Here is a 12306-nt window from a genome sequence, read left to right on the forward strand (position 1 = left end):
CTGCGATCATGGCATGCCATGAAGAATACCGCCCCCCTCCCCCACACACGCTTCGCCCCCTACCGCGAGGAAGTCTGCAGCGAAGACGAAGTCAAGCATCTTGTCCACACCTTTTATGCGGCCGCGCGCGATGACGCCATGCTGGGCCCCATCTTTGCCGCCGAGGTCAAGGATTGGGATGCTCACCTGGCAACATTGATCGATTTCTGGTCAGGCTTGCTGCGCGGCACCATGCGCTACCACGGCAAGCCGCTGGCCCAGCATGCGCAAATGGAAAACCTCACGCCCTGCATGTTCCGCCGCTGGCTGACCCTGTTCTTTGCCACGACCGAGAGCATGGGCAACCCGGCCCTGCAAGAGAAAGCCGATACCATCGCCTTGAATATCGCCGAGCGGCTCTGGAAAAGCTTTGCGGAAAGCCATTCCATTACGGCGCCGCAGCTTTAGAACCGCTCGTAGCCTTGCAGGTAACGCCATTGCCCTACGGGCATGGCGCCCATCGGGATGCGGCCGATGCGCAAGCGCTTCATGGCGACGACGTCCAGTCCCACCATCTTGCACATATGGGCGATCTGGCCCGGCTGCACATTTTTCAGGGCAAAGCGCAAGCGCGTTTCATTTTGCCAGCTGACCTTGATCGGCGGCAAAGGCTTTCCATTGAAGGGCAAGCCGTGATTGAGCAGCGCCAGGCCGTTTTCAGCGATGGCGCCCGACACTTCCACGATGAATTCCTGCTCCACCGTTTTCGCGTCGTCGACCAGCTTGCGGGCGACGCGGAAATCCTGCGTGAACACCAGCAGGCCGGACGCCATGGTGTCGAGCGGATTGGTGATGGTCAGCCCAATCAGGTGGCGCTTGAGGAAGCGCGTAACGGAGCTGGGCGCCACATTGTCCGGCGTGAAAATCTCTTCGGGACGCAAACAGCTCAATGCGGGCTTCCCCTCGCTGCCGATACCGCCGTTAATCCCAGCCGGCTTGTGCAGCAGAATCGTCACGGGCGGCATCTCATCGAGGGTCGCGTTCGGCAGCAGTACCACTTCCTGGTTGTCCGCCACGCGCGCGCCCGACTCTTCCACCAGCACGCCATCGACCGTCACCCAGCCGCCCTCGATATACAGCTCGGCCTCGCGGCGCGAACAGGGCACGTCTTCAGACAGGCGTTTGGCCAGGCGGACGGTGGGCATTTCGATTGGTGTGGTCATGGGGATGCGCAAAAAGCAAGGGAGGAGAAAGCCGGTATTGTAACCGACCCGCTCCTCCCCTCTTGTTGCCGTCGTTGCTGATTGTCCGGTGATTGTCGGATTACGCTGCGCTAATCCGACCTACGCGGCCTACGCGGCTGTTGCTCATCAGGTAGGTTGGATTAGCGGAACGCGTAATCCAACAATCAGGCCGTCGCCTTGGCCAACTCCTCGGCAAAGAAACGGTGGCCCATCTCTTCCAGGCCCAGGGTCTGCAGCACTTCCTGCAAGCGTTCCGTCGGACGTTGGCGCGGCAGGTTCTTGTAGCTGGCGATGATCAGTTCATTCTTCATCGAATGCTCCCAGCCCACCAGTTCCGTCACGCTGACCTGGTAGCCATGCGCTTCCAGTTGCAAACAGCGCAGCACGTTGGTGATCTGGCTGCCGAACTCGCGCGTGTGCAGCGGATGGCGCCACAGTTCCGTCAAGACGCTCTTGCCCAGGCTCTTGCCCTTGTTCTTCTTCAGCACGGACGCGACTTCCGCCTGGCAGCATGGCACCAGCACCATGAATTTCGCCTTTTTCTTCAGGGCGAAGTGGATCGCGTCATCGGTGGCCGTGTTGCACGCGTGCAAGGCCGTGACAATGTCGATCTGCTGCGGCAGCAAGTTCGATTCCGTCGATTCGGCCACGGACAGCGGCAGGAACGACATGCCGGGGAACTTGAATTTCTTCGCCAGTTCCTGCGAGCGCTGCACCAGCTCTTCGCGCGTCTCGATGCCGTAGATGTGTGAGCCGTCGTTGCCGTTCTTGAAAAACAGGTCGTACAGGATGAAGCCCAGGTAGGACTTGCCGGCGCCGTGGTCCACCAGCGAGACGCCGGGGTGGTCGAGCTGCACTTCGCGCAGCAGCGGTTCGATGAACTGCGTCAGGTGGTACACCTGCTTGAGCTTGCGGCGGCTGTCCTGGTTCATCTTGCCGTCGCGCGTCAGGATGTGCAGTTCCTGCAACAAGGCGACCGACTGGCCATCCTTGATCTCGGGCATGTTGCTGGCGGCCGTGATGATGTCTTTCCGCACAGCGACTGCGGTGGCGGCGGTTGCCGCACCCTTAGCGCGCTTCATCGATCCACGCCATCTGTATCGCTTCAAGCACTTTTTCGCCGCCGCGCGTGTGGTCATCGTCGAAGCCGTCCAGTTCCACCACCCAGTTATGCAGGTCGGTGAAACGCACGGTCAGGGGATCGATGTCCGGATGCGTGTCATACAGCGCTTCGGCGATCGCAGTGATGTCGGACCATTTCATGTTAGTGGCTGCCTTCGCTGACCTGATTGATCGTGTATTTCGGGATTTCAACGACGAGGTCGGCCTCGGCCACGATGGACTGGCACGACAGGCGCGACACGGCTTCCAGGCCCCAGGCCTTGTCCAGCATGTCTTCTTCCAGTTCCGTCGCTTCGTTCAAGGATTCGATGCCTTCGCGGACCAGCACGTGGCACGTGGTGCAGGCGCACGATTTTTCGCAGGCGTGTTCGATGTCGATGTCGTTTTCCAGCAGGATGTCGCAGATGGACTTGCCGGCAGGTGCTTCGATGACGGCGCCGTCCGGGCAAAGCTTGGCGTGCGGCAGGATAACGATTTGTGGCATGGTTTCTTCTTTCAGTCTGTCATTCGGAGCGCGGCCGCAGTTTCGGCGGCGCGCTGTTCAATTAGTCTTGTACGACCTGGTCCAGGGATTTGCCCGTCAAGGCAGTGCGCACGCTGCGGTCCATGCGGCGCGAGGCGAAATCCTCGGTGCCGTCGGCGAGCAGCTCGATCGCCAGCTTCAAGGCCTGGTGGTCGATGGCGCCGCTTTGCGACTGCACGATGGCGTCGCGCACCCGGTTCATCAAGCCATCCACGACAACGCGCTCGGCGTCGTCCAGCAAGCCGCCGTCTTCATCGAGCGCCGACTGCGTGGCCAGCAGGATGCGTTCCGCTTCCACCTGCTCTTCGCGCAGCGCGCGCGCCACCATGTCGACGTCGGCCGACGTGTAGGAATCCTGCAGCATGCGCGCGATGTCGTCGTCGCCCAGGCCATACGCGGGCTTGACGCTGATCGACGCTTCCACACCCGAGCGCAATTCGCGCGCCGAGACGGACAGCAAGCCGTCCGCATCGACCTGGTAGGTGATGCGGATGCGCGCCGCGCCCGCCACCATCGGCGGAATGCCGCGCAATTCAAAACGCGCCAAGGAACGGCAGTCGCTCACCAGTTCGCGCTCACCCTGCAGCACATGCACGGCCAGGGCCGTCTGGCCGTCCTTGAATGTCGTGAATTCCTGCGCACGGGCGCACGGGATCGTCGAATTGCGCGGGATGATTTTCTCTACCAGGCCGCCCATGGTTTCGATGCCCAGGGAGAGCGGAATCACGTCCAGCAGCAGCCAGTCGTCGCCAGCGGCGCGGTTGCCAGCCAACAAGTTCGCCTGGATGGCCGCGCCCAGCGCCACCACTTTATCGGGGTCGATGTTCGCGTGCGGCGTCGTGTGGAAAAATTCGCTCACGGCGCGCTGCACGTGCGGCATGCGCGTGGCGCCGCCCACCATCACCACGCCGTCGACGTCGTCCGCATCCACGTTCGCGTCGCGCAGGGCTTTCTTGATGGCGTTCATGGTCTTGGCCACCAGGTGCTGCGTCATGGCGGCAAAGTCGGCAGCCGTGATGCGCAGGTGGATCTCTTCGCCCGAGTTCAGCTTGGCGTCGATCGTCGTTTCCGGCTTGGTCGACAGCAGCTCCTTGATCTCGCGCGCCTTCACCATCAGGATGGCCGTGTCTTCGTCCGACAGCGGTGCCAGCTTGGCGTGTTCGCTGATCCAGCAGAACAGGCGGCGGTCGAAATCGTCGCCGCCCAGGGCCGAATCGCCGCCCGTGGACAGCACTTCGAACACGCCCTTGCTCAGTTTCAGGATCGAGATGTCGAAGGTGCCGCCCCCGAGGTCATATACGGCGTACACGCCTTCGGACGCGTTATCGAGGCCATACGCGATGGCGGCGGCCGTCGGCTCGCTCAACAGGCGCAGCACGTTGATACCGGCCAGCTGCGCCGCATCTTTCGTTGCCTGGCGCTGCGCGTCGTCAAAATAGGCGGGCACGGTGATCACGGCGCCGACCAGGTCGTCGCCGAGCGAATCTTCCGCGCGCTGGCGCAGGGTGGCGAGGATTTGCGCCGACACCTCGACGGGGCTTTTCACGCCGGCGACGGTTTTCAGCTGCACCATGCCAGGCGTATCCTGGAAATCGTAGGGCAGGTTTTCCGCGTAGGCGATGTCGGCCAGGCCCCGGCCCATGAAGCGTTTCACGGACACGATGGTGTTCTTCGGGTCGGTCGTTTGCGCGGACAGGGCCTTGTAGCCGATGTTCGCGTGGCCATTCGGCAGGTAGCGCACGACGGATGGCAGCAGGGAGTGCCCTTCCTCGTCGTTGAGTACCTCGGGAATGCTGTTGCGGACGGTCGCGACCAGGGAATTGGTGGTGCCCAGATCGATGCCGACGGCCAGGCGGTGCTGGTGCGGCGCGGTCGACATGCCTGGTTCGGAGATTTGCAGAAGTGCCATTGTATTCGTGCCTCGATTAATTTTTTGCGTGATGCGGTTGATGCCTGTCGCGCATTATAAGACGCGCGCCAGACTGGCGCTTGGCACGCCGGTCAAGCTATCCGGAGATCAGACTTCAATCGCCTCATAGGCAAAACGGACTTCCTCGCCGAATTTGTCGAGGAACATCAGGGCGCGCACGCTTTGCGCGGCATTCACATAGTCGGCGGCGTCGAGCTGGGCCGCCACCTGGGCCAGCAAGGCCTTGCGTTCTCCGCGCAGCTGGCGGTCCAGGGCGTCGAGCGCGTCGGCATCCTTGCCGGCGCGGGCGTCGCCCAGTTCTTCGCGCCACTCCATCTGCTGCATCAGGAAACTGACCGGCATGGCCGTGTTCGATTCCGTCTGCAAGTCGACGCCATTGAGTTCGCACAGGTATTGCGCGCGTTTTTGCGGGCTTTTCAGGGTTTGGTAGGCTTCATTGGCGCGCGTGGCCCATTGCATCGCCACGCGCTTTTCAGCGCTGCTGGCGTTGATGAAGCGGTCCGGGTGGACCTTGCCCTGCACGTCGCGGTAGGCCGCGTCGAGCGCGCTCATGTCGAGCGAGAACTGCGCCGGCAACTGGAATAATTCGAAGTGGTTTTGCATAATGGTCAGTGGTCGCTGTACCGCAATCGATGGGTACAGCGCACCGACCGGGGTCTTGCCAGATGTTTAAATCCTGAAGGACTCGCCGCAGCCGCAGGCGTCTTTTTCGTTCGGATTGTGGAACTTGAAACCTTCGTTCAAGCCTTCGCGCGCGAAATCGAGTTCCGTGCCGTCGATGTAAGGCAAGCTTTTCGGGTCGACGAAGACTTTCACGCCGTGCGATTCGAAGACACTGTCTTCGGCCGCCGCTTCATCGACATATTCGAGCTTGTAAGCCAGGCCCGAGCAGCCCGTGGTCCGCACGCCAAAGCGCAAACCCATGCCCTTGCCGCGCCGTTCGATATAACGGTTGATGTGTTTCGCCGCTTTTTCGGTCAGTGTGATCATGTATTTCTCCGCTCCTGTTCCCGTCATGGGACAGGATCAAAATACCAACATTCTAGCAGCTGCCTGATAACGGGTCTGGTAGTCCAGTACCGCCGCCTTGATGGCATCTTCCGCCAGGATCGAGCAGTGGATCTTCACTGGCGGCAGGGCCAGTTCTTCGGCGATCTGCGTGTTCTTGATGGCCAGCGCCTGGTCCAGGGTCTTGCCCTTGACCCATTCCGTTACCAGCGAGCTCGACGCGATGGCCGAACCGCAGCCGTAGGTCTTGAATTTCGCATCTTCGATCAAGCCATCGGCGCCGACCTTGATCTGCAGTTTCATCACGTCGCCGCAGGCAGGCGCGCCGACCATGCCGGTGCCGATGGTTTCATCACCCTTGTCGAAAGCGCCCACGTTGCGCGGGTTTTCGTAGTGATCGAGTACTTTGTCCGAGTAAGCCATTTTGATGCTCCTTTAATATTCTTGCCGGCCCCATTCACAGGGGCCACGGTGTTGGTTAGTGGGCTGCCCATTGAATCGAATTGATGTCGATTCCGTCCTTGAACATGTCCCACAGCGGCGACAGTTCGCGCAGCTTGTGTACTTTCGATTTCAGCAGGTTCACGGCGAAGTCGATGTCTTCCTCGGTCGAGAAGCGGCCGATGGTGAAGCGGATCGAGCTGTGCGCCAGTTCGTCGCTGCGGCCCAGGGCGCGCAGCACGTACGATGGTTCCAGGCTGGCCGAGGTGCAGGCCGAACCGGACGACACGGCGATATCCTTGATCGCCATGATCAGCGACTCGCCTTCGACGTAGTTGAAGCTCACGTTCAGGTTGTGCGGCACGCGGTGATCCATGTCGCCGTTGATGTAGACTTCCTCGATCTCCTGCAGGCCCTTGGCCAGGCGGTCGCGCAAGGCCTTGATGCGGCCGATTTCGCTGTCCATTTCTTCCTTGGCGATGCGGAACGCTTCGCCCATGCCGACGATCTGGTGCGTTGGCAGGGTGCCCGAGCGCAGGCCGCGCTCATGGCCGCCACCGTGCATCTGCGCTTCCAGGCGCACGCGCGGCTTGCGGCACACGTACAGGGCGCCCACGCCTTTCGGGCCGTAGGTTTTGTGCGCGGTGAAGGTCATCAGGTCGACCTTGGTCTTTTGCAGGTCGATGACGACCTTGCCCGTCGCTTGCGCGGCGTCGCAATGGAAGATGATGCCTTTCGAGCGACAGAACACGCCGATCTCGTCGATCGGCTGGATCACGCCGATTTCGTTGTTCACCAGCATGACCGACACGAGGATGGTGTCCGGGCGCACGGCCGCGGCCAGCTGCTCGACGGTGATCAGGCCGTTGTCCTGCGGTTCCAGATACGTCGCTTCAAAGCCGATGCGTTCCAGTTCGCGCACCGTGTCGAGTACCGATTTGTGCTCGGTCTTGACGGTGATGATGTGCTTGCCCTTGGTCTTGTAGAACTGTGCCGCGCCCTTGATGGCCAGGTTGTTGCTTTCCGTCGCGCCGGATGTCCAGATGATTTCGCGCGGATCGGCGTTCACCAGGGCCGCCACGTGGCCGCGTGCCTCTTCCACGGCTTTTTCCGCCGTCCAGCCATACATGTGGCTGCGCGATGCCGGATTGCCGAACTGCTCGCGCAGGTAGGGAATCATCTTGTCGGCGACGCGGGGATCGATCGGCGTAGTGGCCGAGTAATCCATGTAGATCGGGAAATGCGGTGCGGTTTCAAAGTGCACTTGGCCTACGTTTTTTTCTGGGGCGTTCATCAATAACTCCTGCAATCAGCAACTTAGTATTTTGTAATATTCAACCGATGGCGGCGTGGTTACGATGCATCACCATCACGCTTTGTTCGGCAATCTTTTGTCTCTGCTGGTCGACCAGGTCCTGCAAGGACACAGAATCCAGATAATCGACCATTTTTTCGTTGAGTGTGGACCACAATTCATGTGTCATGCAGCGCGCACCCGTAGCCGCGTCGGCGCCGTGGCAATGTTCCTTGCCGCCGCACTGCGTGGCGTCCAGCGGCTCGTCGACGGCGATGATGATGTCGGCCACCGTCACCTTGTCCGCACGGCGCGCCAGGCTGTAGCCCCCGCCCGGACCACGGATCGATTCGACGATCTCATGGCGGCGCAGCTTGCCGAACAGCTGTTCCAGGTAGGACAGGGAAATCGACTGGCGCTGGCTGATGCCGGACAAGGTGACCGGACCTTTACCCTGGCGCAGGGCAAGATCGATCATCGCAGTCACGGCAAAACGGCCTTTTGTAGTCAGACGCATACATCCTCGGTTCAACTAGTTTAAAATATTGCGGCTTTTCAACTTCTCAAACCCTGAGTAGTTGAATGATTTAGTCAAGTATAACAAATTCGGCGGGGTTTGTCAGAGCGCCCCTCGATGACCACAGGGCTGGCAGGGGCATGGCCGGCCGCGCCGGGCGCGGCGGCATCAGGAAAACAACAGTACCGCTCAAGCACGTAAGGCGCTGCGCACTTTCATCAACTCGAAACCGAGCAAGTTCAAGCCGTCCCAGCTGGCGGGATCGTCGATGCGCGGATTGTCCGACGCCAGGCCCACACCCCAGATGCGGTCGACGGGACTGGCTTCGACGATGACCCGCTCGCCCGTGCCCAGCAAAAACTTGCGCAGCGCGGCCTTTTGCGAAAACTTGGCAAAGTTGCCATCGAAGACGATGCCGGCACGTGCCGCTTCCCACACCTTGGCGTCAAAGTTCGCCACTTCGCGCCCCAGTTTTTTCACTTCCGACGGCCGCGCGGCCGCCACGATGCGCGCTTGCACGGCCGTGTCGCCAAACAGGGCCGCCTTTTGCGCCATCATGTAGTGCTCGGCCGTCGCATACGTGACGCCGGCCAGGCTGAACGGTGACGGGAACCACTGGCTGAAGCAGCTTTTGTCGGGCACCTGCGGCTGCGCCGGCGTGTGGCCCCAGAAATACAGATAGTCGGGTACGCCGCCCGCCGCGATCCACGCCTTCAATTCTTCCACGTTACTGATTTGCATATTCCCCGCACTTCCGCCAGATGGCGTCAATTCAATCTCAAGCACGCAATAGTTGCATCGGGCCAAACAAGGCCTGCATGTCACGATTGCCGATAAAGGACAGATTATACGGATGTTCGGCCGTCACCTGCGGCAAGGACGCCGCCACCGGCAGGCGTTTGATGAGCTCGGCAATCTTGCCCCACAACACCAGCTGCGGCAAGGCCGCCCCGCCCTGCTGCGCCAGCGCTTCGAGCACCACCTGCAGGAAAGGCAGCCAGCCGCGCGCATCCTGCACGGGCGGCACGTGGGACCGGAACACCAGCGCCGCGTTGAGCAGCAGGAAGCCCTGCTCCGTCATCTTGCGCTGCAGGTCGGGCAGGGTCTGGATCACGCCGCTGCCCGGCAGTAGCGCGGCGGCCGCCACGGGCGCCATGGCCACGCCGGACGTGTCGCCGCCCTGCAGCTGGCCATCGGCCACCAGCAGCATCTTCATGAAGTTGCGCAGCGAAGTGGCGCGGTTGACGGGCTTCGACAGCCCCGTGGCCGACCACAGACTGCCGACGGCGCCATCCATGAAGCACACGCCCGTGGCACTGTCGGCGCGCGGATACGGCCCCTCGCCCACCAGCACGTAGCGCACCTGCGCCAGCGGCAGGGCAAAGGCGGCGAACAGCCGGCCCTGCGTGGGCAGGTAATCGTCGATGGCCAGCGCCGGCAGGTAGGCGGGATCGGCCGCCATCACGGCGTGCAAGCCGCGCAGCAGGATGGGACGCCAGGAAGCGTGCGCCAGGGACAGGGCATCGGTGATGCTGGCAGGAACGGTTGTTGCAGTCATGGCGCGTGAAATATTTGGGCAAACGCAAATTGTAGCGCACCGGTACGCCTGCATTGTTGAATGCACACCCCCCACATTTCACGACAATACCAATATCGCAACAACCGTATCAAAAATTGCATGCCACCTGCACCAATCGAGGCCGGCAATGCTAGACTGGTTTCCTTGGAACTTGAGCCACATCAAGAAATAGTGCTTACCGGATTCTTCAATCCACTAACGCTCATTGCGCCTGGGCAAGTTCTCAACACACTGCCCTGTCCATGCCCCGTCCCTACCTCACACGATTGCGCGCCGCGATACGCCTGCCCTGCCTGAGCTTTCTGTTATGGCTATGCGGCAACGCCCCCATCCATGCGCAAGACCTGGCGGAGCTCAGCGCACCGCGCTTTGCGCCAAGGCAAGTGCTGGTACTGTATTCGCTGGGCAGCGATGCCTCCTCGCAGTGGCAAACGCTGATCCACAAGGGCATGAGCGCCGAACTGGCCAACGAGAACTGGCGCCTCGCGCCCGGCATCTATGAGGAGCGGCTCGATTCCGTGCGCGTGGGCGAGCAGCCTGCCATAGCCGGGCTGGAAACCTATCTGCACACCAAGTACAGGATGGTGCAGTTCGACGCCATCATCACGGAAAACTACCTGGCGGCCCAGTTCCTGAGGCAGCACCCAAATCTGTTTCCCGGCGTACCCCGCTACTATGTAAATCAGGGACGGCAGGACTGGGTACCTGCCGACGGCATCAATCTCGATGTGCGCCACGATTTTGGCAAGGCCATCGCCGTCATGCTGCAAGTGACGCCAAGGCTGCGCCATATCGCCGTCGTCGGCGACGGCAGCGCACGCGGCCAGGCGTGGATCGCCGCCATCCGCACCGCCATTGCGCCCTACCAGGACCGGCTCAAGGTCGAGTTCTGGGATCACCTGAGCCAGGAAGAGTTGTGGCGCCGCACCGGCACGCTGGGAGAAGGCAGCGCCATCTATTTGCTGCCCGTCTACCGCGACGAACTGGGGCAGCGCACCACGCCGCCGGTCATGGCGCGCGACCTGGCCGCGCGCAGCGCCGTGCCCATTTTCACCAGCGTGGAATCGCTGATACTGCCCGGCGTGGTGGGCGGCTATGTCATCAGCGGCGAGAAAGTCGGGCGCACCATTGCGCGCATCCTGCTGGGCAGAACGCCGGACCCGGATGGCATGCAGGCGTACATCTTCGACGATGCGGCGGTACAGCGTTTCGGCTTGCGCAACCTGCCCGGCGAGGCGCGCATCCTGAACCGGCCACAGGGAGTGTGGGCGCAATATCACTGGCAGATCATCGCCGGGCTGTCGCTGATCGCGCTGCAAGCGGCGCTGATCACGGCCCTGCTGCTGGCCCAGCGCAGCCGCCGCGCCAGCGTGGCGGCCCTGCATGCGGAGCGCGACATGCTCGAGGAGCGGGTCTTGCAGCGCACGCTGGAACTGCTGGTGGCCAACTCCCGGCTGGAGCAGCAAGCCACGACCGACCCGCTGACGGGCCTGGGTAACCGCCGCATGATGACCCTGCGGCTGACAGAGGAGCTTGAGCGCGCCCAGCGCTTTGGCCACACGCTGTCGCTGCTGATGATCGATATCGACCACTTCAAGCGCATCAATGACGGCCATGGCCACGCCGCGGGCGACCGTGCCATCGCCGCCGTCGCGCAAGTGCTGCGCAGCGTCACGCGGGGCATGGATACGGCGGCGCGCTTTGGTGGAGAGGAATTCGTGCTGCTGATGCCGGAGACGCCGCTGCCAGTGGCGCTGGAAGTGGCCGAGCGCCTGCGCCTGGCGGCTGCCAGCTTGCGCGTGGAATGCGATGATGGTCAACTGGTCAGCCTGACCATCAGCATCGGCGTGACATCCAATACGCCGCAATCGACCGCACCAGCCAGGCGGGAAGCGGACCACTTGACCGATCTGCTGATCCGCGCCGACCAGGCCCTGTACCGCGCCAAACATGGCGGACGGGACAGGGTTGAGTGGAGCTGAAACTGCTCCCCTTGTTGACCGGATGCCCTATTCGGCGTCAGGTTGCTGCGACGGATGCGCGGCGGCAAACGCGGGCAGGCCGGCGCAATGCGCATGGATGCGCGCCACGCGTGGGTATGGCGCCAGGTCGATGGCGAAACGCTGCGCATTGAATACCTGCGGCACCAGGCAGCAATCGGCCATCGTCGGGCTGTCGCCATGGCAGAACAGGCCCGTGCCGGCAGGGTCGCCCTGCGCCAGCAGCGCCTCCACGGCCGCCAGCCCCTCGGCCATCCAGTGGCGATACCACTCCTGCTTGGCCTCATCCGACAGCCCCAGGGTATTTTTCAGGTATTTCAGCACGCGCAAATTCGTCAGCGGGTGGGCATCGCAGGCGATCGCCAGCGCCAGCGCGCGCACCCTGGCCCTTCCCAACGCGTCCGTCGGCAGCAGCGGCACGGCTGGACGCGTCTCGTCGAGGTACTCGAGCATGGCCAGCGACTGCGTCAGGATGGCGCCCTCATCATCGAGCGCAGGCACCAGAGCCGACGGGTTGACGGCGCGGTAGGCGGGCAGCAGCTGCTGGCCGCCATCCTGCAGCAGATGCACGGGGATGCTGTCGTAGGCGATGCCTTTGAGATTCAAGGCAATGCGCACGCGGTAGGCGGCCGAACTGCGGAAATAGGTGTACAGCTTCATGGGGCGCCC

General features: G+C 62.3%; 15 protein-coding genes. 2 read left to right on the top strand and 13 right to left on the bottom strand.

The genetic code is table 11. The features are described from left to right. Window positions 1-18 precede the first annotated feature (18 nt). On the top strand, window positions 19-447 hold the full coding sequence (locus tag AC4BCN_RS21275) for a group III truncated hemoglobin (protein WP_139089920.1): 429 nt from the start codon (window positions 19-21) through the stop codon (window positions 445-447). Here AC4BCN_RS21275 and AC4BCN_RS21280 read toward each other — a convergent pair. The 12 genes from AC4BCN_RS21280 to AC4BCN_RS21335 form a co-directional block, all read right to left on the bottom strand. Beyond that, the gene (locus AC4BCN_RS21280; RefSeq protein WP_490491695.1) at window positions 444-1202 is read right to left on the bottom strand and encodes an rRNA pseudouridine synthase; all 759 of its coding nucleotides are present in this window, start codon (window positions 1200-1202) and stop codon (window positions 444-446) included. The two genes, AC4BCN_RS21275 and AC4BCN_RS21280, sit on opposite strands and share 4 nt — an antisense overlap. A 185-nt stretch (window positions 1203-1387) precedes the next feature. Further along, window positions 1388-2305 (bottom strand): class I SAM-dependent methyltransferase, encoded by a 918-nt coding sequence (locus tag AC4BCN_RS21285; protein ID WP_490491696.1) that lies wholly within the window; start codon window positions 2303-2305, stop codon window positions 1388-1390. After that, entirely contained in the window at window positions 2292-2486 is a 195-nt protein-coding gene (gene iscX, locus AC4BCN_RS21290) for a Fe-S cluster assembly protein IscX (RefSeq protein WP_046683834.1), read from the bottom strand. Before iscX ends, AC4BCN_RS21285 begins: the two co-directional genes overlap by 14 nt. A gap of 1 nt (window position 2487) precedes the next feature. Next, window positions 2488-2829 (bottom strand): ISC system 2Fe-2S type ferredoxin, encoded by a 342-nt coding sequence (fdx, locus tag AC4BCN_RS21295; RefSeq protein WP_034750070.1) that lies wholly within the window; start codon window positions 2827-2829, stop codon window positions 2488-2490. 61 nt (window positions 2830-2890) lie between these two features. Further along, window positions 2891-4777, bottom strand: coding sequence for a Fe-S protein assembly chaperone HscA (gene hscA, locus AC4BCN_RS21300; protein WP_490491697.1), 1887 nt, complete (start codon window positions 4775-4777; stop codon window positions 2891-2893). A gap of 108 nt (window positions 4778-4885) precedes the next feature. Further along, window positions 4886-5401 (bottom strand): Fe-S protein assembly co-chaperone HscB, encoded by a 516-nt coding sequence (gene hscB / locus AC4BCN_RS21305; RefSeq protein WP_035820574.1) that lies wholly within the window; start codon window positions 5399-5401, stop codon window positions 4886-4888. Between the two features lie 66 nt (window positions 5402-5467). Next, on the bottom strand, window positions 5468-5788 hold the full coding sequence (gene iscA, locus AC4BCN_RS21310) for an iron-sulfur cluster assembly protein IscA (protein WP_034750079.1): 321 nt from the start codon (window positions 5786-5788) through the stop codon (window positions 5468-5470). 36 nt (window positions 5789-5824) lie between these two features. Next, complete coding sequence (iscU, locus tag AC4BCN_RS21315) at window positions 5825-6229, bottom strand: Fe-S cluster assembly scaffold IscU (protein WP_490491698.1); 405 nt, start codon at window positions 6227-6229, stop codon at window positions 5825-5827. Between the two features lie 55 nt (window positions 6230-6284). Further along, a complete protein-coding gene (locus AC4BCN_RS21320) occupies window positions 6285-7541 on the bottom strand; it encodes an IscS subfamily cysteine desulfurase (RefSeq protein WP_034750084.1) in 1257 nt (418 codons plus the stop codon). A gap of 40 nt (window positions 7542-7581) precedes the next feature. Further along, complete coding sequence (gene iscR, locus AC4BCN_RS21325; RefSeq protein ID WP_034750086.1) at window positions 7582-8058, bottom strand: Fe-S cluster assembly transcriptional regulator IscR; 477 nt, start codon at window positions 8056-8058, stop codon at window positions 7582-7584. Window positions 8059-8247: 189 nt separating this feature from the next. Further along, window positions 8248-8799, bottom strand: coding sequence for a riboflavin biosynthesis intermediates N-glycosidase (gene ybiA, locus AC4BCN_RS21330; RefSeq protein ID WP_034750088.1), 552 nt, complete (start codon window positions 8797-8799; stop codon window positions 8248-8250). A 37-nt stretch (window positions 8800-8836) separates the two neighbouring features. Then, window positions 8837-9616, bottom strand: coding sequence for a uracil-DNA glycosylase family protein (locus AC4BCN_RS21335; RefSeq protein ID WP_490491699.1), 780 nt, complete (start codon window positions 9614-9616; stop codon window positions 8837-8839). Window positions 9617-9879: 263 nt separating this feature from the next. On the opposite strand from AC4BCN_RS21335, the gene AC4BCN_RS21340 reads away from it, so the two are divergent. Further along, complete coding sequence (locus AC4BCN_RS21340; RefSeq protein WP_490491700.1) at window positions 9880-11619, top strand: diguanylate cyclase; 1740 nt, start codon at window positions 9880-9882, stop codon at window positions 11617-11619. A gap of 27 nt (window positions 11620-11646) precedes the next feature. Here the strand turns inward: AC4BCN_RS21340 and maiA are convergent, their stop codons facing one another. Beyond that, window positions 11647-12297 carry a maleylacetoacetate isomerase gene (gene maiA / locus AC4BCN_RS21345; protein WP_490491701.1) on the bottom strand — a complete coding sequence of 217 codons (651 nt, stop codon included), beginning with the start codon at window positions 12295-12297 and terminating at the stop codon, window positions 11647-11649. Between the last annotated feature and the right edge of the window lie 9 nt (window positions 12298-12306).

The sequence above is a fragment of the Janthinobacterium sp. Bl 1 genome (assembly GCF_058215535.1).

Bases quoted from the DNA above. Each gene is read 5' to 3' on its own strand.
- AC4BCN_RS21275 (WP_139089920.1), top strand. From the start codon at position 19: ATGAAGAATACCGCCCCCCTCCCCCACACACGCTTCGCCCCCTACCGC.
- AC4BCN_RS21280 (WP_490491695.1), bottom strand. From the start codon at position 1,202: ATGACCACACCAATCGAAATGCCCACCGTCCGCCTGGCCAAACGCCTG.
- AC4BCN_RS21285 (WP_490491696.1), bottom strand. From the start codon at position 2,305: ATGAAGCGCGCTAAGGGTGCGGCAACCGCCGCCACCGCAGTCGCTGTG.
- iscX (WP_046683834.1), bottom strand. From the start codon at position 2,486: ATGAAATGGTCCGACATCACTGCGATCGCCGAAGCGCTGTATGACACG.
- fdx (WP_034750070.1), bottom strand. From the start codon at position 2,829: ATGCCACAAATCGTTATCCTGCCGCACGCCAAGCTTTGCCCGGACGGC.
- hscA (WP_490491697.1), bottom strand. From the start codon at position 4,777: ATGGCACTTCTGCAAATCTCCGAACCAGGCATGTCGACCGCGCCGCAC.
- hscB (WP_035820574.1), bottom strand. From the start codon at position 5,401: ATGCAAAACCACTTCGAATTATTCCAGTTGCCGGCGCAGTTCTCGCTC.
- iscA (WP_034750079.1), bottom strand. From the start codon at position 5,788: ATGATCACACTGACCGAAAAAGCGGCGAAACACATCAACCGTTATATC.
- iscU (WP_490491698.1), bottom strand. From the start codon at position 6,229: ATGGCTTACTCGGACAAAGTACTCGATCACTACGAAAACCCGCGCAAC.
- AC4BCN_RS21320 (WP_034750084.1), bottom strand. From the start codon at position 7,541: ATGAACGCCCCAGAAAAAAACGTAGGCCAAGTGCACTTTGAAACCGCA.
- iscR (WP_034750086.1), bottom strand. From the start codon at position 8,058: ATGCGTCTGACTACAAAAGGCCGTTTTGCCGTGACTGCGATGATCGAT.
- ybiA (WP_034750088.1), bottom strand. From the start codon at position 8,799: ATGCAAATCAGTAACGTGGAAGAATTGAAGGCGTGGATCGCGGCGGGC.
- AC4BCN_RS21335 (WP_490491699.1), bottom strand. From the start codon at position 9,616: ATGACTGCAACAACCGTTCCTGCCAGCATCACCGATGCCCTGTCCCTG.
- AC4BCN_RS21340 (WP_490491700.1), top strand. From the start codon at position 9,880: ATGCCCCGTCCCTACCTCACACGATTGCGCGCCGCGATACGCCTGCCC.
- maiA (WP_490491701.1), bottom strand. From the start codon at position 12,297: ATGAAGCTGTACACCTATTTCCGCAGTTCGGCCGCCTACCGCGTGCGC.